The 19,618-nt window shown below is 38.2% G+C and carries 18 protein-coding genes; 6 read left to right on the top strand and 12 right to left on the bottom strand.

The genetic code is table 11. From position 1 onward, the window contains the following. Positions 1-119: 119 nt before the first annotated feature. Positions 120-1,526 (bottom strand): NADP-dependent phosphogluconate dehydrogenase, encoded by a 1,407-nt coding sequence (gene gnd, locus CYG50_RS04315; RefSeq protein ID WP_102138407.1) that lies wholly within the window; start codon positions 1,524-1,526, stop codon positions 120-122. A 242-nt stretch (positions 1,527-1,768) separates the two neighbouring features. Here gnd and CYG50_RS04310 point away from each other — a divergent pair, with 242 nt between their 5' ends. Next, positions 1,769-3,352, top strand: coding sequence for a TerC family protein (locus CYG50_RS04310; protein ID WP_102138406.1), 1,584 nt, complete (start codon positions 1,769-1,771; stop codon positions 3,350-3,352). 183 nt (positions 3,353-3,535) lie between these two features. Then, complete coding sequence (locus tag CYG50_RS04305) at positions 3,536-4,075, top strand: hypothetical protein (RefSeq protein ID WP_102138405.1); 540 nt, start codon at positions 3,536-3,538, stop codon at positions 4,073-4,075. A gap of 79 nt (positions 4,076-4,154) precedes the next feature. Here CYG50_RS04305 and asmA read toward each other — a convergent pair whose 3' ends face one another. From asmA to apbC, 6 genes are all read right to left on the bottom strand, one after another. Beyond that, a complete protein-coding gene (asmA, locus tag CYG50_RS04300; protein ID WP_102138404.1) occupies positions 4,155-5,993 on the bottom strand; it encodes an outer membrane assembly protein AsmA in 1,839 nt (612 codons plus the stop codon). A 128-nt stretch (positions 5,994-6,121) separates the two neighbouring features. Beyond that, positions 6,122-6,703: a dCTP deaminase gene (dcd, locus tag CYG50_RS04295; RefSeq protein WP_004909269.1), complete on the bottom strand. Its 582-nt coding sequence runs from the start codon at positions 6,701-6,703 to the stop codon at positions 6,122-6,124. A 38-nt stretch (positions 6,704-6,741) separates the two neighbouring features. Continuing rightward, positions 6,742-7,386 carry a uridine kinase gene (udk, locus tag CYG50_RS04290; protein ID WP_102138403.1) on the bottom strand — a complete coding sequence of 215 codons (645 nt, stop codon included), beginning with the start codon at positions 7,384-7,386 and terminating at the stop codon, positions 6,742-6,744. Positions 7,387-7,564: 178 nt separating this feature from the next. Further along, a complete protein-coding gene (gene htpX, locus CYG50_RS04285; RefSeq protein WP_102138402.1) occupies positions 7,565-8,521 on the bottom strand; it encodes a zinc metalloprotease HtpX in 957 nt (318 codons plus the stop codon). Between the two features lie 86 nt (positions 8,522-8,607). Further along, entirely contained in the window at positions 8,608-9,168 is a 561-nt protein-coding gene (locus CYG50_RS04280) for a LemA family protein (protein ID WP_004909264.1), read from the bottom strand. Positions 9,169-9,391: 223 nt separating this feature from the next. Next, the gene (gene apbC, locus CYG50_RS04275) at positions 9,392-10,504 is read right to left on the bottom strand and encodes an iron-sulfur cluster carrier protein ApbC (protein ID WP_102138401.1); all 1,113 of its coding nucleotides are present in this window, start codon (positions 10,502-10,504) and stop codon (positions 9,392-9,394) included. Between the two features lie 259 nt (positions 10,505-10,763). Between apbC and metG the strand changes: the two genes are divergently transcribed. From metG to cdd, 4 genes are all read left to right on the top strand, one after another. Continuing rightward, positions 10,764-12,791, top strand: coding sequence for a methionine--tRNA ligase (gene metG, locus CYG50_RS04270; RefSeq protein ID WP_102138400.1), 2,028 nt, complete (start codon positions 10,764-10,766; stop codon positions 12,789-12,791). Positions 12,792-12,933: 142 nt separating this feature from the next. After that, positions 12,934-13,401, top strand: coding sequence for a CidA/LrgA family protein (locus CYG50_RS04265; RefSeq protein ID WP_102138399.1), 468 nt, complete (start codon positions 12,934-12,936; stop codon positions 13,399-13,401). Continuing rightward, positions 13,401-14,096: a CidB/LrgB family autolysis modulator gene (locus tag CYG50_RS04260; protein WP_102138398.1), complete on the top strand. Its 696-nt coding sequence runs from the start codon at positions 13,401-13,403 to the stop codon at positions 14,094-14,096. Before CYG50_RS04265 ends, CYG50_RS04260 begins: the two co-directional genes overlap by 1 nt. 205 nt (positions 14,097-14,301) lie before the next feature. After that, positions 14,302-15,189: a cytidine deaminase gene (gene cdd / locus CYG50_RS04255; protein WP_102138397.1), complete on the top strand. Its 888-nt coding sequence runs from the start codon at positions 14,302-14,304 to the stop codon at positions 15,187-15,189. A 157-nt stretch (positions 15,190-15,346) separates the two neighbouring features. Here the strand turns inward: cdd and CYG50_RS04250 are convergent, their stop codons facing one another. From CYG50_RS04250 to CYG50_RS04230, 5 genes are all read right to left on the bottom strand, one after another. Continuing rightward, complete coding sequence (locus CYG50_RS04250; RefSeq protein ID WP_102138396.1) at positions 15,347-15,997, bottom strand: hypothetical protein; 651 nt, start codon at positions 15,995-15,997, stop codon at positions 15,347-15,349. Continuing rightward, positions 15,984-16,652 carry a hypothetical protein gene (locus tag CYG50_RS04245; RefSeq protein WP_102138395.1) on the bottom strand — a complete coding sequence of 223 codons (669 nt, stop codon included), beginning with the start codon at positions 16,650-16,652 and terminating at the stop codon, positions 15,984-15,986. The genes CYG50_RS04250 and CYG50_RS04245 overlap by 14 nt, the downstream gene beginning before the upstream one ends. Positions 16,653-16,805: 153 nt before the next feature. Continuing rightward, complete coding sequence (locus tag CYG50_RS04240; protein ID WP_102138394.1) at positions 16,806-18,188, bottom strand: serine protease; 1,383 nt, start codon at positions 18,186-18,188, stop codon at positions 16,806-16,808. Positions 18,189-18,198: 10 nt separating this feature from the next. Beyond that, a complete protein-coding gene (locus CYG50_RS04235) occupies positions 18,199-18,921 on the bottom strand; it encodes a hypothetical protein (protein ID WP_232368199.1) in 723 nt (240 codons plus the stop codon). Between the two features lie 71 nt (positions 18,922-18,992). Then, positions 18,993-19,598 (bottom strand): hypothetical protein, encoded by a 606-nt coding sequence (locus tag CYG50_RS04230; RefSeq protein ID WP_102138393.1) that lies wholly within the window; start codon positions 19,596-19,598, stop codon positions 18,993-18,995. Between the last annotated feature and the right edge of the window lie 20 nt (positions 19,599-19,618).

Below are 19,618 nucleotides of genomic sequence, written 5' to 3'. Positions count from 1 at the left end.
ACCGTATAATTAATGAGTTACTTATAATTATAAATTAAACATTTTACGGCTCTTCAAAAGTGAAAAAAGGCGCTAAACCTAGCGCCCTTTGGGTTATCAAAGATTAATGATAACGAATTTTATTCCATCCACTCAGTATGGAAAACACCGTCTTTATCAGTACGCTTATAAGTGTGAGCACCGAAGTAGTCACGCTGTGCTTGGATTAAGTTTGCAGGCAATACCGCTGAACGGTAGCTATCATAATAAGAAATAGCCGCGGAGAATGTTGGTGTTGGGATACCATTTTGTACGCCGTAGCAAACAACATCACGCAGTGCTTGCTGATATTCATCAGCAATTTGTTTGAAGTATGGCGCTAACAGTAAATTGGCAATTTTCGCATCTTGGTTATACGCGTCCGTAATTTTTTGCAGGAACTGCGCACGAATAATACAACCTGCACGGAAGATTTTTGCAATTTCACCGTAGTTTAAATCCCAGTTATATTCTTCCGATGCCGCTTTCAGCTGTTGGAAGCCTTGTGCATAAGACACAATTTTACCTAAATACAGCGCACGGCGAACTTTTTCAATAAAGTCTTTTTTATCGCCTTCAACGGCTTTCAAGGTTGGACCCGTTAATACTTTGGATGCCGCAACACGCTGATCTTTTAAGAAAGAAATATAACGCGCAAAGACAGATTCAGTAATTAAAGTTAGAGGGATACTTAAATCCAGCGCACTCTGGCTAGTCCATTTACCAGTACCTTTATTAGCAGCTTCATCGAGGATCACGTCAACCAGATATTTCCCCTCTTCATCTTTTTTCTTGAAGATATCTGCAGTGATTTCAATTAAATAGCTGCTCAGTTCACCTTTGTTCCACTCAGCAAAGATGCCCGCTAATTCTTCGTTACTGAGGTTCAATGACCCTTTTAGTAATGAATAGGCTTCTGCGATTAACTGCATGTCACCATATTCGATACCATTGTGAACCATTTTCACATAGTGGCCCGCACCGTCTGCACCAATGTAGGTCACACAAGGTTCGCCTTCCGCTTGCGCTGCAATTTCTCTTAAGATTGGCGCAACTAATTCATAAGCTTCTTTTTGGCCACCTGGCATAATTGAAGGGCCTTTCAGTGCGCCTTCTTCACCACCAGAAACACCAGTACCGATGAAATTAAAACCTTGCTCGGATAATTCACGATTACGACGGATAGTATCAGTGAATAAGGTATTACCACCGTCAATTAAGATATCCCCTTTGTCCAGATGAGGAGTCAGCGAGGCAATTGTTTTGTCCGTTGCTTCACCCGCTTTTACCATCAACAAGATGCGGCGAGGTTTTTCCAGAGAGTCAACAAACTCTTCAATCGTATAGTTGGGAACTAATTTTTTCCCTGGATTTTCGGCAATCACTTCGTCTGTTTTATCTTTAGAACGATTAAAGATAGACACTGAGTAACCACGGCTTTCAATATTGAGCGCAAGGTTACGCCCCATGACTGCCATTCCGACAACACCAATCTGCTGCTTTGACATGAACAACTCCTGTCTGATTAGGACTAAGTCAGCCTCGACCGTGCTGACATTCTGTTAACGGGATCACATATTAACCTAGGATTGGACAGCATGGTAGTTATTGATGCAATCGATGACGTATACAAGGCCATTTTTGTCAAGAATTGTCCAATTAACGTGATTTTTTATTGATATTTCATTCAACAAACCGCATTATTCATTCGTCGGTATAAGCCGTCATATCAGAAGGTAAAACAAACTGTATGGAATGGATCGCAGATCCTTCGATTTGGGCGGGCCTCGCTACCCTTATCGTTCTAGAAATCGTTCTTGGTATTGATAACCTCGTCTTCATCGCCATTCTGGCCGATAAGCTCCCGCCAAAGCTGCGTGATAGAGCCCGTGTAACTGGACTTTTATTAGCCCTGATTATGCGTGTAGTTCTTCTATTTAGCCTGTCATGGCTCATTACCCTCACGAAACCAATATTAACTCTCTTTGATCACGCCTTTAGTGCTCGAGACTTGATCATGTTAGTGGGTGGTTTATTCCTCTTGTTTAAAGCCACAATGGAGTTAAACGAGCGGTTGGAGGGGAAAGACGAACACACCAATACCCAAAGAAAGACATCGAATTTCTGGGCTGTTGTTGCACAAATTATTGTTCTTGATGCCGTATTCTCATTGGACTCTGTGATCACCGCTGTCGGTATGGTTGACCATATCGGTGTAATGATTGCTGCTGTAACCATTGCAATGGCATTAATGATTTGGGCAAGTAAACCGTTAACTAGCTTTGTTAACCAGCACCCAACCATTGTCATACTGTGTTTAAGCTTCTTACTAATGATTGGTTTCAGCTTAGTTGCCGAAGGTTTTGGTTATGCCATTCCTAAAGGTTATCTATACGCTGCAATTGGCTTCTCTATCATGATTGAAGTCTTAAACCAATTTGCCCAATTTAACCGTCGTAAGTTCCTAACAGGCTCTCGCCCACTACGTGAACGTACGGCAGAAGCAGTATTACGTATTCTTAGCGGTAATAATGAGCGTGGGGAATTAGACCCTCACACCTCAAACCTTATCGCAGATAATCAATCGGTTTTTGACCCTCAAGAACGTTTGATGATTGCTCGCGTACTTGGCATGGCCCAGCGCAACGTTGAAAGCATCATGACTTCGCGCCATGATGTGGACTATCTCGACATTAATAAATCTTCTGCAGATTTACTGCAATTAATGGAGAAGAACCCACACTCACGTTTAGTTGTCATCGATGAAACTATCAGCGATGAACCTGTCGGTGTTGTGCATGTGATGGATTTGGTTAAGCAGCAATTAAAAGGCCAGCCATTAAACTTACGTGCGCTAATTACCCAACCATTAATATTCCCTGAAGGGTTATCACTATTAAAAGCGTTAGAGCAGTTCCGTAAGGCGCATACTCACTTTGCCTTCGTTGTCGATGAGTTTGGTTCTATCGAAGGTATCGTGACATTGACCGACGTAATGGAAACCATCGCAGGTAACTTGCCAGTGGGTGATGAAGAAAATGACTCTCGCCACGACATTCAAAAACTGGATGACGGTACCTGGATTGCCAATGGTTTTATGCCACTTGAAGACTTGATCATGTTTATCCCGATGGAATTAGACGATAAGCGTGAATATGAAACTATTGCAGGTCTTTTAATGGAGCACTTACAGCGCGTTCCAGAAGTGGGGGAACAGGTCACCATCAATGGTTGTATCTTCCAACCTCTTGAGGTTAACAGCCACCGCGTCAATAAAGTGTTAATCACTCCACCAGCCCCTGAAGGGGATGGTTATGAGTTTGAAGATGACTAATTAGCACGTGCTTTTTGACTAAGTACCAGCCTATATGGCTGGTATTTTTTTGCCTAAAAACCGCAGATATTATCCCTTTAACCATTAACAATAAAAACAGTAGCGTTTTATTAAAGATAATAACATTGAAACACTGAATAATTCGACCAGTAAAATACAATTAACTTTAATAAAGGCCATGTTATGAAAATTAAAACTCCTCAACAAAATACAAATATCCAGAATGTAAATAGAAATACAAGTAATTCATCGAAAGGTATAAGTGGACATACTAACAACGTTAGTAACAATAATCAAAAATGTCCTGTTACTACATCAGAAAAAACCGTTAATAAAAAAGATGTTAAACAACTGAATAATGCCATTACAAAGCTGTTAAGTGATATTACTTCAAAAATTAACGATTTTAAAAACAACAAAGAAAATGGGGCATTCTCTAAGGATAATATCAAAGATTTTGGGGACAGATTAGATACTATACAAAAAGACATCTTTAAATATCAAAAGCTGTTAAATAGCTCTTCATACAAGCATCATAGTTCGAAGCAAAAAACACTCGATCGTGCACCAGGTCAAGTAAAAAACGTGGAGGCTCAGATAGCAAAGTTAAAAAAACAAGATAATGTCAGAATGAATCAGACTCACCAAACTTACATAGATAATAGTGAAAAACATGATAACCTTCTGATGGGCAAAAAAACACTATCCAAATTTGAATTATAAATTATTACCATCAAATGGAGCCACTTATTTTAAGCGGCTCCATTTTTATACTATTCATATATAAAGCATAAATTTATCTTCACAATGAATTCAATAAATCATTGAGCCCTTTATTTTCTTCTTTCTTTAGGAAGTTACCAATAGCTTCTTTAGCTTGCGTCCGTAACTCATTACGCAGTAGTTTTTCCACATCTAATTGGTATTTTAAATTGTGCCAGCTGCCATAAATTCGCAGAGGAATAGTCATAGCTTGCAACTGTTGAACTAAACGTGAATCACCGCCCCATCCATTAGAAATATTAACCCCTAAATTGACATCAATGGTTTCATTAGGAATATTCATCCGACCTTGTCCGCTAATGTTAACTAAGGGTGAGACCGCATTCATAGAGGAAATATTCAAATTACCTTTATTTAATTTTCCTGTCACAGTGAAGGAATCAACCTCAGTGAAATTTCCCGAATTGACGGGTGCATTAATCTTATTGGTTACTCTGGAAACGGATTGCTGAATTAATAGCGGAATATTCAGCCCCTGTAATTTTGCGTTTCTTAGTTCAAAATTAACCGGCCCTTGCCATTGGTTTTTCACTGCATAATCGTCATAACCAACACCGGATAACGCAGCATTGAGTGAAATAACCCCGCTTAGTTTTTGTGGCATATTGAAAGCATTTAATAACGGTGTTAGGTCGATATTTTTTAGATCTGGTTTTGCTGAAACATAAGCAGGCGTTGAGCTGTAATTAAACGTCACAGGCAATGAAAAATCACCACCAAAGGCTTTGCCTTGTAATTTTGAAACGGTCAGGCGTGGTGTTTGGTTCTGCGCCTCAAAAATGACGTCGTTTACTATCATTCCACGATAAATCAAATGATTTATCCCTAGGCTAATATTCGCGGTAAAAGTCTTTAACCCTGATAAGTCATACTGCTGAGGATTAGAGCCTGAAATCACAGGTTTAACACCAACGCGGTTATTATTCGTTTCTATTTCTGAATTAATATTTGCCGAAGCGGTGCCTAATAAGTTATCTAAATCCAGTTTATCTGCGGCTAGTTTAATAACAATTTGCGGTGTGTCTGTTAATTGGATACTGGCATCCCCTGATAAGGCGCTTTCATTGGCCGTTATTGCCAGCTTGCTTAAACTCGCACTTTCCACCTTCCCTTTGGTATATAGAAAATCACCCGTTATTTGCCCTTCAATCCCACTTTCAGGTAAATCGACACCACTCAATTTATAGTCGAATTGAGTTAACGCCCCACTAATTTTTTGATTAATATCGGATAAGTTAACATCCGCACGTAAATTAAATACAAACTCTTGTTGGTTTTTATTCAGATTTCCACTGAATTTAACCGCTACCTGATTTTTATCATTTTTCTTCAGTGATAAATCAATATTACGCAGGTTAAATTCATCTTTAGCTGTTTGCCAAATAACTAAACTATTAGAAATATTAATTTTTTCTATATCTAATAACCAGCTACTTTTATCTTGTGAAGCCGCTGCTGTCGGCGCACCACCTGGTGCTACAGGAGCGTTATGGTGAGTTTGGATTTCGCTCTCTGGCGTTTTTCGGATAACAGCGCCATCGATAACAATTTGCTCAACAGAAAGCTTATGGGAAATGAGTGGCCATAATTCAACATCTAAACGCATATTATCGGCACTTAGAATAGGCTTAGCGGCATTCGGTGCGGTAAGGGAAACTGGCCCAGTAATAATGCTTAAAGTTGGCCATACATGCCAACGCATGTCGCCGTTGAACTCGAGTTGATAACCACTTTTTTTCTCTACTTGTTCAACAAGATAATGACGAAAATCGTTCGGGTTCACGAGCATTACAAGTGTTGTTAGCCCAGCGACAATCACCACAAGTAAAATAATCAGTGTCGTCAAAAAACGTTTCATCCTTCCCTCTCTTTAATTCCGCTTGCGCTCGCCACAAAAATGAACTCACACCTATCCCTGAAAATGGGCGGAAATTACCTATTTAATATCCATTAAAACGCAACAATTTCCGCAAAGTTCACCGGTTATCAGTCTTCGCTGATACGGCTACCAACAGCACCTTGTTGGTTTTTATATTTAGCATCTTGCCGGCTATTATAGGGGCGATCAGCACTACCAGATAACGGCTCAAAGCTTAAGGCACCAATCACCATACCAGGACGCAACGCTAACGGCAATTTACCTGAATTGTAGAATTCTAGCACGATTTGACCATGCCAGCCGGGGTCAATTCGATGTGCGGTTACGTGCACCATCAAACCTAATCTCGCTAATGAAGAACGCCCATCTAACCAACCTACAAGGTTATCAGGGAGCGTAACAGACTCAAGCGTCACTGCAAGTGCTAATTCTCCTGGGTGCAGAAAAAATGGCTCATCTTCATCAAGAACAATTTCATCGCTCATGACACGATCTAATGCCGCATTAACCTCATCTTTAGGGCCACTAAGGTCAATAAATGCAGCCGTGTGTCCTCGAAAAACGCGGAATTGATTTCCTAAACGAACATCTGCAGTTGCACCATTGATTCGTTCAACTGGTGGGCGTGGGCTAATCACTAATTTACCATCATCCATCCATTGAATAATATCGCGGTCACAAAGACGCATGGTTGTTTCCCCCTTCATTATTTTAATTTCTGCGCGGTTTAATCTTGACAGAATTCGCCAATTTTCGCTTTCAAGATATCAATCGCTACACGGTTTTTCCCCCCGCGCGGTACAATGATATCGGCATATTGCTTTGATGGCTCAATAAATTGCAAAAACATTGGGCGAACCGTTTTATTATATTGGTCAATAACGGAATCAAGCGTTCTGCCCCTTTCATTTACATCACGTTTAATACGGCGCATCAAGCAAATATCGAGCGGTGTATCAACGAAAATAGAAAAATCCATTTCACCACGTAAACGTTTATCTGTTAATAACAAGATACCTTCAATGATAATGACTTTTTTAGGTTTAAACGTGATGGTTTTTTGTTTTCGTGTATGAGCGACATAGTCGTATTGTGGAATTTCTACTGCTTGACCACTTTTCAGTGATTTAAGATGTTCATAAAGCAAACTGTGGTCCATCGAGTTGGGATGGTCATAATTTACCTTAAGGCGTTCTTCCATTGGGATCTCGGTTTGGTCTTTGTAATAGCAATCTTCTGGGATAACACCGATATTATGATCACCGACCTGTTCTCTTAACTCACGGTATAACGTGCTTGCAATTAAGCTTTTGCCAGATGCAGAGGCTCCCGATATACCTACAATGGTACAGTGATGCGCTATGTCAGTCATAAAATGATAACCTGGTTGAATATTAGAAATGAAAATACACAACAGTAAAATGTCATGTTGGCGGAATTATAGGGGGTAATGGCGTGTTGTTCCAGCATACCTCAACAAAGTTCGCTAAAAAAACACCCATTTGAGAGGAAATGCCGTAAATCAAAGCGTACAAAATGTCATTTATACACTAAAACTGTTTTTTTCCTTCTAATACTGCAATGCGATTTTCAATCGAGGGGTGGGTTGAAAACACAGAATCCCCTTTATTAAAAATATAAGCGGCTTTTCGGTAAGCTTGCCCAGTCGTGCTGTTATCATATTCATGGGTTTCATGGTTACCTGAGATTTTTTTCAGTGCGCTTATCATGGCTTGGTTATCTGAGGTCAAATCCACCGCTGCGGCATCTGCCATATATTCACGGGTACGAGATAAATAAAAATAGAGGATTTGTGTTATCCACGGTAAAACAAAATTCAGAACTAATAGGATCATTTGCGCTTTATTCGCGGCATTATTGCGGCTGCGCCCTGCCGTACGAATAAAAATCTGACTAAATAAATTAGTCACGGTTAAAATCACGTTGGCCAAAATGCCAACATACAAGGTTAATTTCGAATCACCATGAATAATATGGCCAACTTCATGAGCAAGAACCGCTTGAACCTCTTGTCGATTAAGCGTTTGCAATAAGCCTCTTGTCACTCCCACAAGTGCATTTCGATTATTCCATCCTGCGGCAAAAGCATTCGGTTCATCCGTTTCTAAAATATATAAACGGGGAATATAGCCTAAACTGGCACTTAAACTTAATTCTTCAATAATATTGAAAAGTTGCTTCTCTTGGGGACTGTTCGCATTTTCTTGGGTGATTTCTCTGGCATTCATCCCTGCTAACATCATTTTATGGCCTCTAAAATGAATATAAACTAACCCAAGGAAAGTTAAGCCTAAAACAATAAAAGTAGCGATAGGTAATTCATGGAATGTCACAAACATCATTGCATTATCGACTAAATCCAATTGCTCATTTGGATGCGTTGCAACATCAGCCAGTAAGCCAATGATTAGCATTAAAAAAATATAGCTCATCACCACCAAACGTGTACGAATATTATTTTTACGAATGACGTTTCTAAAATCCATAATGTGACCTGTTATCTACCGCTCATAAAATATCGGAACACCATAAGGCATTCCGATGATTTATCACTTCAAAGGCTAAGCGCTTTTTAATCGAAATTAATACGACGAGATTCCTCAGTCTTAATGGTTTCTTCATCAAGACGCCAATATTCCTTTGAAATTTTTAAGCTAGGAATAATGCCAACAATTAGCGCTGCTGGCATAGAAGCAATATACGCATTATAAGTTTCTAATGAACGGTTATAACCACGTTTAGCAAATGACAATTTATTTTCTGAAGAAACAATTTCTTCTTGTAAATTTGCCATAATGGCATCAGATTTTAGCTCAGGATAAGCTTCAACTGCGACATTAATCGCCCCACTAGTCACCATTTTTGAAAGCGCATCTTCGGCTTCACGGGCTTTATCCCCTGTCGCATTTTGTGCTTGCGTCCGTAGCTCAGTAATTTTACTGAACACTTCGGTTTCATGGCTTAAATATTTTTTAACTGTTGCTAATAAGCTATCAAATACTTTTCCACGACGATCTAATTGAACTGAAATCTCTGTTTCACTCGAAATAACAGCTTCTCGCAATGCAACGATACGGTTATAAAAATAAATAACGATCAGCACCACGACAACAATAAAAATTAAAAATTTCATAGTCACCTTTTCGGGTTACCCGTAGAAAGAAAACTGATTAAATAAAAGATGTGGCTATTCTACGCGAACATGACTCAATAAAGAAATGTTCCGCGAACAATTCAGAAAAATAGAAGGTTAAAAGAAACGTGTTTAGTAAAGAAAAGCATCAACAATAAATAAGGCTATCTAGTGGTAAAACTAAATAGCCTTTTTGCTCTATAACTAATTAAGCTGCAACCAGTTAAACAGCACGGAAAGAAATTTCTGTTGGGATCTTATCCCCTTCCCAATACATCAAGGCTGAAATACCTGAAGCAATTTCACGGTAGATATCTGCAAATTCACCTTCTGGATCACGCATGACAGTAGGCTGGCCACGGTCAAGGTCTTCACGTAAAGAGATATGCAGAGGCACCTGCCCCAATAATTTAGTATGGTATTTCTCGGCTAATTTCTCAGCACCACCGGTACCGAAAATCGGCTCAACATGGCCACAATTACTGCAAATATGCGCGCTCATGTTTTCAACGACACCCAGTACTGGGACATTGACTTTCTTAAACATCACGATGCCTTTCATGGCATCAACCAAGGCGATATCTTGTGGTGTTGTCACCACCACCGCCCCTGTTACAGGGATGTTTTGGGAAAGTGTTAATTGGATGTCACCTGTTCCTGGTGGCATATCGATAACTAAGTAATCCAAATCAGGCCATAACGTGTCCTGTAGCATTTGCATTAATGCTTTACTTGCCATTGGGCCACGCCAAACCATGGCGTTGTCATCCGTTACTAAGTAACCGATGGAGTTGGTTGCCAAGCCATACGCCATAATTGGCGCCATGTGCTGACCATCTGGAGAGGTTGGGCGCTCTAAGGTAGTGCCTAACATGTTTGGAATTGATGGGCCGTAAATATCCGCATCCAAGATACCGACTTTTGCCCCTTCTTGCGCCAGCGCGAGCGCTAAGTTCACAGAAGTACTGGATTTACCGACACCACCTTTACCTGAACTGACGGCTAAGATATTACGAACACCATTAATACCCGGCAAATCATTCGCACGTTTTAATGTGGTGATATCATGGCGCAGTTTCCATTCAACAGCATGAGCCCCTGTTTGTTGCTTTAATTCAGCGGTTTTTTCACTAATTAAAGTTTGAAACGGCCCTTTCCAAACGAATGGCATTACTAATTCGACATGCAGCACGTTGTCCAACATTGCACAATGATGTAACGCTTTGATAGAAACCAAATTACGTTGCAGTGTTGGGTGTGTAAATGAAGCCAAAACTTTGGAGACTTGTTCAGTCAGCAGTTCTGGTTTGTTCTGCTCGGGGGATTTATCGTTCATCCCGGCTCCTTTATTTATATTTTTGAACTATGTATATCCTAGAATAAGTTACAGAAAATTGGGCGGATATACTTTGACTGAGATTAATCATAACAGAGAACAAGAAGAAAGTTATTATATCGAGATAGGAAAAGCCACGAAGAGGTAAAAATTCTTTTTCAAACAAATTTCCAATTAATATTTTATACCCCTAGCAGCGATGGTTTTGATCGGTTAACATCAAAGACCCTTTTCAAATAATGGAAGTAAGAAAGTTACTATGTCTCAAGTCGCGAATAAATTACTGGTAACCTGTGCGTTACCCTATGCTAACGGTTCAATCCATCTTGGTCATATCCTGGAACACATTCAGGCTGATATTTGGGTCCGTTATCAGCGAATGCGCGGCAAAGAGGTTCACTTTATCTGTGCCGATGACGCGCACGGAACTCCAATCATGCTTAAAGCTCAACAGCTTGGCGTAACGCCAGAAGAGATGATTGCGGCAGTGAATCAAGAGCATCAGAACGATTTTGCTGGTTTCGCCATTAGTTATGATAACTACCACTCCACACACAGTGAAGAAAACAAAGTTTTATCAGAGCTGATTTACGGGAAACTGAAAAATAACGGTTTTATTAAAAACCGCACTATTTCACAGCTTTTCGACCCAGAAAAAGGCATGTTTTTACCGGATCGCTTCGTTAAAGGCACTTGTCCAAAATGTAAAGCCGAAGATCAATACGGTGATAACTGTGAAGTGTGTAGCGCAACCTATAGCCCAACAGAGCTGATTAACCCACGTTCAGTGATTTCTGGCGCCACACCTGTCATGCGTGATTCAGAACACTTTTTCTTTGATCTTCCTGCATTTAGCGACATGCTTCAAGCGTGGACTCGCTCAGGCGCACTGCAAGAACAAGTCGCCAACAAAATGCAAGAATGGTTCGAATCAGGCCTACAACAATGGGATATCACCCGTGATGCACCTTATTTCGGTTTTGAAATTCCAGATGCGCCGGGTAAATATTTCTATGTCTGGTTAGATGCCCCTATCGGTTACATGGGCTCCTTTAAAAACCTGTGTGACAAACGCGGCGACCTCGACTTTGACGAGTTTTGGAATAAAGACTCGAAAACAGATCTTTACCACTTTATCGGTAAAGATATCGTGTACTTCCATAGCCTGTTCTGGCCTGCAATGTTAGAAGGTAGCCAGTACCGTAAACCGACAAATCTATTTGTGCATGGTTATGTCACCGTCAACGGTGCAAAAATGTCTAAATCTCGCGGAACATTCATTACCGCCCGTTCGTATTTAGATCATTTAGATGCTGACTGCTTGCGCTATTACTATGCTGCAAAACTGTCTTCTCGTATTGATGATATCGATTTTAATTTGGAAGATTTCGTACAGCGCGTCAACAGCGACATCGTCAATAAAGTGGTTAACTTGGCATCACGTAATGCGGGCTTTATTGCTAAACGCTTCGATGGCAAATTATCGGCAAATCTGGCTGAGCCTGAGCTATACCAACAATTTATTGATGCTGCTAACGTTATTGGCGAAGATTTCAGCAATCGTGAGTATAACAAAGCGATCCGTGAAATTATGGCATTAGCCGATATCGCAAACCGCTATGTTGATGAAAAAGCCCCTTGGGTTGTGGCAAAACAAGAAGGTAAAGATCAAGAACTGCAAGACATTTGCTCGATGGGCATCAACTTGTTCCGCGTTCTGATGACTTACCTGAAGCCGGTTTTACCCGGCCTCACTGAGCGTGCTGAAGCCTTCTTAAATAGTGAACTGTCATGGGATGCGATTAGTACCCCGTTATTGAACCACAGCGTCGCTCCGTTCAAAGCGCTGTTTAACCGCATTGAAATGGCAAAAGTGGATGCAATGGTTGAAGCTTCAAAAGAGAGCATTAAACCAGTACAACAACTCACCGGGCCACTCGCTGACGACCCAATTCAAGAAACCATCACTTTTGATGATTTTGCGAAAATTGACCTACGAATTGCATTAATCAAGCAAGCTGATTTTGTTGAAGGTTCAGACAAACTGCTGAAATTACAATTAGATATCGGTGGTGAAACGCGCCAAGTATTTTCTGGCATTCGCTCCGCTTATCCAGACCCGAAAGCATTAGAAGGCCGTTTGACGGTGATGGTTGCTAATCTCGCACCACGTAAAATGCGTTTTGGCATTTCAGAAGGTATGGTAATGGCTGCAGGCCCTGGCGGTAAAGATATCTTCTTACTCAGCCCTGACAGTGGCGCACAGCCCGGTATGCAAGTTAAATAACAACGCATTAAATTGAGTTGCTATTCATCAAAAATGGAGGGTTAAAGACTCTCCATTTTTTATTGGCTTTTTATTGTGATCGGTAGCACAATAATAAAGTTAATTGTATGATGAATAGATATTACATTACAGGACCAATCTCATGTCATTTAAACAGGTACTGATAACGGGATGGCAGTATTTGCGAGCTTTCGCAATACTCTACCTTTGCCTGATTATTGGAAACCTTATATCAACACTACTTCCATTCTCCATCCCCGGCAGCATTGTCGGCATGTTAATTTTATTCATATTGCTTGCGTTACAAATTATCCCCGCGAAGTGGGCACAACCCGGTTGCAGCATTTTGTTGAAAAACATGACCATCCTGTTTGTTCCTATTGGTGTTGGCATAATGAATTACTATGAATTAATTAGCCAACAAATGGTTCCTATTATCGTTTCCTGTGTGGTTAGTACCTTAATCGTTATGGTCGTTGTCGCCATCAGTTCCAACTATATTCATAAGGAACGCCCTGTCGTTGGGGCTCAACCTGATGACGTTCCTTTCCCCCCCGAAGACCCAATTTCTTCGGTCATTAATGATGATAAAACTAAGGGGAATGAATAATGTTAGAACATATTTGGTGGTCATTGCCGCTGACTATTGTTGTGTTTTATTTGGCTCGTAAGTTGTCGACCACATTTAAGTTACCGATTTTAAACCCACTATTAATTACTATTGCGGTATTGATTGCGCTATTGGTCGTCACAAATACTTCTTATGAGCACTATTTTGCAGGTAGCAAAATACTCAATGATTTGCTACAACCCGCAGTCGTTGCGCTCGCTTTTCCACTTTACGAACAAATGCACCAAATTCGAGCCCAGTGGAAATCTTTATTAAGTATTTGTTTTGCAGGTAGTTTAGTGGCCATGTTCAGCGGTGCTGCTATCGCATTATGGTTGGGGGCAACCCCGGATATCGCGGGTTCTATTTTACCTAAATCTGTAACTACCCCTATTGCGATGGCTGTCGCTGATTCTGTTGGTGGGATCCCTGCGATTAGTGCCGCTTGCGTGTTGTTTGTTGGGATCTTAGGCGCCATGTTTGGCCATAGCTTATTTGATGTACTGCGTGTACGAACCCACGCCTCAAGAGGGCTCGCGATGGGAACTGCTTCCCACGCCCTAGGCACTGCCCGCTGTGCCGAAGTGAATTACATTGAAGGTGCTTATAGCTCCCTTGCATTAATGACCTGCGGGGTTATCACCTCACTTATTGCCCCGTTTATATTCCCTGTCATTTTACATCTTTTTAGCTAAGCTTAATTCACTAAGCCAATAACCAAGCATATGAGTAAGAGGAGTTCATTAGCCTCTTACTCATGTGCACGCCAACAAAACATGAGATATATCTCACAACAAAAGAATATGTTTCATAAATTTCATTTAGAATGGTGATAATGATCACATATAGTTCTACGTATTATTGAATAGAATAAAAATAATTAAATAGGGAGAGTAACTCATGCATTCAAGATTTAAGGCCGCTTGGGCCGAGCTTCCAGAAAAGTTACAGTCAGTACTTAGACCTATCATTGATAAATCTGATTTCCAAGGCGTGTTAACGGCTGAACAAGTTGAACAAATTAAAGCTGAAACAAGTGTAGACGACGCTGAGTTAGCCTTTGCATTATTGCCTTTCGCTGCTGCCTATGCCGTTACGCCTATTTCCCATTTTAACGTGGGTGCAATCGCTCGTGGGGCAAGTGGTAACTTGTATTTTGGTGCCAATATGGAATTTAGCCATGTATCAATGGGCCAAGTGATCCATGCAGAACAGTGTGCAGTGACACACTCTTGGATGAAAGGTGAAACGCAGATTACCTCAATTACTGTGAATTACACACCTTGTGGCCACTGCCGCCAATTTATGAATGAATTACGTGAAGGTGGTAAAATTATGGTGAATTTACCAGGCCGCACACCCGCAGTACTACACCACTATTTACCCGACTCATTTGGGCCGTCTGACTTAAACATTACTACTTTACTACTCGACCCTGTTGACCATGGCTATAAAAACCAAAGCCGTGATCGGTTATTAAGTGCCGCAATTGAGGCTGCAAACCAATCTCATGCACCTTATAGTCAATCTCATTCAGGTATTGCGTTACAGTTAAAAGATGGCTCACTGTTTACAGGCCGCTACGCAGAAAATGCCGCATTCAACCCAAGTTTACCGCCACTGCAAGCCGCTTTAATTATGATTAACCTTGCAGGTAAAGATATTCACGCCATCGACCAAGCTAAGTTTGTTGAAAAGCAAGATGCAATTATCAAACATTGGTATGTTACCGAAAATACATTACAGGCACTGGGTTGCCAAAATATTGAATTAGCTTATTTAGATTAATTTTATATTTATTTAAATATAACGGTTATTGCTGGGAGCTTGAATAAACAGTAATAACCGTATAGTTGCTATTAGAACTTTAATCTTGTTCACAAAACCATTTACCTGCAAAGTGGCCATCCATAATAGGACTCACTAGTTTTGATTAATATATGCCCTAGTAAGTGAATTCATTAAACAATTTCTCTGTTTCATTTATCGTGTCTTCTAATGTAATAACTAAAGGGATCTTCCGCATTTTTTCTAGCCAAGCTTGGCTTTGTTGCTGTTTTATCGATGCAGATTGCACGGCTTCTTCTTTCATGTCTAGCCAAATGCTAGCAAATAACGCAGATTCACCATTACGTGATTTATTAGAAAAGCTATTTAATAGTTTCCCTATAATTTTATTCTGTTTATCTATAGATAATACTTCAAATACATCTTTAAACAACCAACCTTCATATGGAATTCCTGAATTTAACATCGCTTCTTTTTTTATTTTAATAAATTCTTGATGTGTAATGTCACCAATTGGGATGTTATCACTTTCTTTGCGATTTTTCATAATTCGTCCATATGCTAATTTTACTTCTTTTTGATACCGACTCCGTTTTTCACTGGTGAATGACTCACCCCGTGCCTTCATATGATTATTTAAAAACTCTTTTTCTAGATAAATAAAAATACTGAAATATTTATCATTCGAATTATTAAACTTTTGAATATTGTCTTTATCAGTAAAAGCATGACCTTTATTTAAAAGGCTTAAACATGATGAAATTATAAAAATTAATGTAATAATAGATTTAGATTTAAATGATATCATGAGAACCCCTTCGATTTTTATTATAAAACGTTGAATCATTAATCATTTCTTCAAACATAAAATCTAACTTTCTCTCTAGCTTATTAACTAAAGCAATCCGCCTCATTTTCTCCAGCCATCTTTTGCTTTTAATTTGCTTGTCTGATGGTGGTTTGGAAGCCTCCCTTACCATTGCATACCAAAGCACCATGAATAATTTAGCTTCCTTCGCAGGATCGTTGTTATTCATCACAAAAATGAACTGTTGCCATAGTGTCTCTTTGCTTCTCTCATTAACAACATCCAGAACATCTGCCAAAATCCAAGCATTGTATGGCATTCCCATCTCATTCAAATTCTCGCGATAAAAAACCATAGCTTCTTCATAGCCAAATTTTCTTACAAATGCTTCCTTTGGATACTTTAAGAATTCTAATATTGGGTTATTATCTTTTTCACCCTTAAAAATAACTAATTTTTTTCTATCAAATATTAAATTCTTAGATTCAGAAAAGTATAACATCTGTAGCATAAAGAAAAGACGTGGCGTTTTAACACCTTTTTTTTCACAAAAACTAATTATATTATTTTTATTATATTTTACATTATTTCCTTGAGGATTTTGGCAAGCACTGAGAAGAAAAACTGAAAGCAAAAATATTAATTTATAATTCATATACATCCTTGTTATTCATAAAGTTAGAAACCAATAATCTTAAAAACAATTATGTAAAAAAACATTGCCCACATACAAACAAACATCAGCAATCACCATTCGATTACAAATAATTAAAATAATTTATTTTATTATAAGTGGACTTTTTAAATATTAATTAAAACTAAAAGATCCTCCAGAAGAATAACCACTATAACTAAATTCAGGTATACTTGGCATTGAGGATATTGAGTATTTATCATCAAATGAGTCCATTGAATTATTCATTGATGACATATTGTCTCTTAAATTATCAATCATATTTTCAAAATGATGGTTATTTCTTATGGTATCTGTAGGGAAGTCTTTAAATCCGGAAGTTCCCGGAAGAACAACACTCGGGCGTTCTAGATAATAATTTGTTGGTGTTTCATTATCCTTAAACCTATCAAGTAGGTTTGTTGTACGAGGTGCTAATTGCCTATTTGGTTCGGATTTTGGATAAGTGCTTTCCAATATCGATTTATCTACCATATTATGTGGATACTTAATTGGAGGTGTTGACTTGTTGTTTATTGATGGCATATTTCCCCTTAAATCATCAATCATACGATCATAATGAGCAACATCTGGTTGATAATTAACTGATGGTGAATCAAATAAGCCTGTTTCTGGTAATATATAGTCAGGTCTTTCTAAATAATATTCAGACAATAGATTTTTATGTGTAAATTCCGTTTGGCCACGCCAATCTGTTTGTACTTGAAATGATTCTAAATGTTGTGAAGGATAATCCCAAAATGAAAAACGCTCTGTTCCTCTATCAATTAAAGGGTTTCCTGTATTATATAGAATATAATTATTATATTGCATGTTATCGATAGTTTTCGAAGAAAAAAATGCTCTATATGCTTTTTTTGCTGTTATATTTAATCCATCTATAAGATTATCAATATCAATGGCTTTTCTCATCCAATTATGAATTTTAGGTTGATCTTTTGCTGGAGACTCCTCTAAGCGCTCCAACATAAAACTCATCGTGTTCAAACTCAATAATGTTTCTTTTTCCGTGTCTCCTATTGAATTCAAAGCTGTTTGCCAATATGTTTCCCTATTTTCTTCAGGCATAACATCAAATACAATTTTTAACGTCCATGCGTCTCTAGAATAATCTAAATTATCAAAAACATCGTTATGAATTTGCATTGCTTCAACATGATTAATATCTCCTTTTATTATAAACCCTTCATTATGAAACCTACTATAAAGAGTGACAAGATACCTTTCTGCCATTTTGAATCGAATTTTATCTTCTATATTCTCAATTTTTTCCCCATTTTCTAATTTAAACTCATCTAAGTGATTCATCGCAAAAGCACCTAAAAGAGAATCACCTTTAACCACACTATTTGCTAGCTTCGCATAACGGTCTCCTTTACTTTCTAAATAATCATACATAAGCTCTGGCCTTTTGCTAACCATTAAAATTCGGGTAGCATTAGATAAATCTGTTGATATTAATTCTAAGTTCCCCTGCCTACGACCATTAATATTCATATTTTAGTCCCTAATTTTTAATACGTTCTGATAAAAATAGCCTTACCTTGTCTTGAATAGTTTCCCAATTAACAAGATTTGAAAATTCAAATGAAACACTATATTTAAGACCAAACTCAGGCATTAATGATAATAATTTACAACGCCGATAACTATCATCTAACTGTCTCCATGAACACTCCATTAAAACATTGACTTCACCATTATCTTCATCCCAATAGTAACCATACTTTATTATATTGACATCCACTTTATTACCATTAATATGTTTAAACTCAATAGAAACCTCATTAAAATAAAGTTCTAATTCCTCATCATAATATAGTTCACCCTTTCTTTTAAGCCTCCCCATATTTAGGTATATATTTTTTTTATGACTGAAATATTTTTCAGGGTCACTATTTAATGGCTCAACATAGACTTCTATCATTTTAACATCATGGCTGACTTCACTAAATGGCTTTAAATCTGGCCATGACATCCTCATTGGCAGAATTCTAAAATTAGCCTCACACCCTTTTTTATTTTCAATAAACCTTGGGTCAAAATAACTATACCCTTCATATTCAGCAAATAAAAAAACATACTCGCTAGGAATTTCTATAATATTCTTATTAAACTGCCCACAAACAAAGCCCGGTCTATTTTCTGCATAAACATTTATAGAAATTAATAATAGAAATACATTAATAATTAACTTAAATATATAGCTGATAAAAACACCAAATTCCATAACTTCACCTATTGAACTAATTTAATAATAATTAAATTATAAAAACTAGAATAATAAAATATAATTTCCAATCATGATTTAAATGATATAATTACGCGCTCAAGTCTATTAAGCCATCTTTTGCTTTTTTCGATCTTATCTAAATCCGATACATTTTTCATTTTATTCCAAAGAAATAAAAATACTTTTTTTTCACTTTCATGGGAATCATTCGCCAATGCATTTAGCATGTCATCCCAAATTTTTTGATTAGTTTCATGATCTAAGACATCAAAAACATCTGCAAAGAACCAAGCATCAAAGGGCATGTCACAGGCTGCAAATGCTTTTCTATTTATTTCAGCAGCCTCTTGATAACTAATATCCCTGCGAGTCGTAGTACTGCCATTTTCAAAACGTTTTAAAAGCACTTCTAGATGAGCTAATGCGTGTTCATAATGGTATTTATTAAAATCTTTATTTGATAATGGTTTATTATATTCAACCATCACTTGCTTCATATATTCTCTAATCAAAATAATAAAAATACCTATTTCTTTCTTACTATTATAAGAATTTTCAATATTATCTGATTTTACTTTCTCTTTTTTGTTTGTTAAAAAGCCATTTCCATATGACAGATTGCAAAGAGAAATAATCAATAATATGAATATTATTAATATGTTTTTAATTTTCATCTATGATTTACCCCAAGATT

The sequence above is a fragment of the Providencia huaxiensis genome, from assembly GCF_002843235.3.
GTDB classification, from domain to species: Bacteria; Pseudomonadota; Gammaproteobacteria; order Enterobacterales; family Enterobacteriaceae; genus Providencia; species Providencia huaxiensis.
This window is presented reverse-complemented; position numbering and strand designations above follow the sequence as displayed.

Excerpts from the sequence above, each read along its gene's own strand:
- CYG50_RS04260 (WP_102138398.1), top strand. The coding sequence starts at position 13,401 with ATGTTAGAACATATTTGGTGGTCATTGCCGCTGACTATTGTTGTGTTT.
- cdd (WP_102138397.1), top strand. The coding sequence starts at position 14,302 with ATGCATTCAAGATTTAAGGCCGCTTGGGCCGAGCTTCCAGAAAAGTTA.
- asmA (WP_102138404.1), bottom strand. The coding sequence starts at position 5,993 with ATGAAACGTTTTTTGACGACACTGATTATTTTACTTGTGGTGATTGTC.
- metG (WP_102138400.1), top strand. The coding sequence starts at position 10,764 with ATGTCTCAAGTCGCGAATAAATTACTGGTAACCTGTGCGTTACCCTAT.
- CYG50_RS04235 (WP_232368199.1), bottom strand. The coding sequence starts at position 18,921 with ATGGAATTTGGTGTTTTTATCAGCTATATATTTAAGTTAATTATTAAT.
- gnd (WP_102138407.1), bottom strand. The coding sequence starts at position 1,526 with ATGTCAAAGCAGCAGATTGGTGTTGTCGGAATGGCAGTCATGGGGCGT.
- CYG50_RS04265 (WP_102138399.1), top strand. The coding sequence starts at position 12,934 with ATGTCATTTAAACAGGTACTGATAACGGGATGGCAGTATTTGCGAGCT.
- htpX (WP_102138402.1), bottom strand. The coding sequence starts at position 8,521 with ATGGATTTTAGAAACGTCATTCGTAAAAATAATATTCGTACACGTTTG.
- CYG50_RS04280 (WP_004909264.1), bottom strand. The coding sequence starts at position 9,168 with ATGAAATTTTTAATTTTTATTGTTGTCGTGGTGCTGATCGTTATTTAT.
- CYG50_RS04305 (WP_102138405.1), top strand. The coding sequence starts at position 3,536 with ATGAAAATTAAAACTCCTCAACAAAATACAAATATCCAGAATGTAAAT.
- CYG50_RS04240 (WP_102138394.1), bottom strand. The coding sequence starts at position 18,188 with ATGAATATTAATGGTCGTAGGCAGGGGAACTTAGAATTAATATCAACA.
- CYG50_RS04250 (WP_102138396.1), bottom strand. The coding sequence starts at position 15,997 with ATGATATCATTTAAATCTAAATCTATTATTACATTAATTTTTATAATT.
- CYG50_RS04310 (WP_102138406.1), top strand. The coding sequence starts at position 1,769 with ATGGAATGGATCGCAGATCCTTCGATTTGGGCGGGCCTCGCTACCCTT.
- apbC (WP_102138401.1), bottom strand. The coding sequence starts at position 10,504 with ATGAACGATAAATCCCCCGAGCAGAACAAACCAGAACTGCTGACTGAA.
- udk (WP_102138403.1), bottom strand. The coding sequence starts at position 7,386 with ATGACTGACATAGCGCATCACTGTACCATTGTAGGTATATCGGGAGCC.
- CYG50_RS04230 (WP_102138393.1), bottom strand. The coding sequence starts at position 19,598 with ATGAAAATTAAAAACATATTAATAATATTCATATTATTGATTATTTCT.
- dcd (WP_004909269.1), bottom strand. The coding sequence starts at position 6,703 with ATGCGTCTTTGTGACCGCGATATTATTCAATGGATGGATGATGGTAAA.
- CYG50_RS04245 (WP_102138395.1), bottom strand. The coding sequence starts at position 16,652 with ATGAATTATAAATTAATATTTTTGCTTTCAGTTTTTCTTCTCAGTGCT.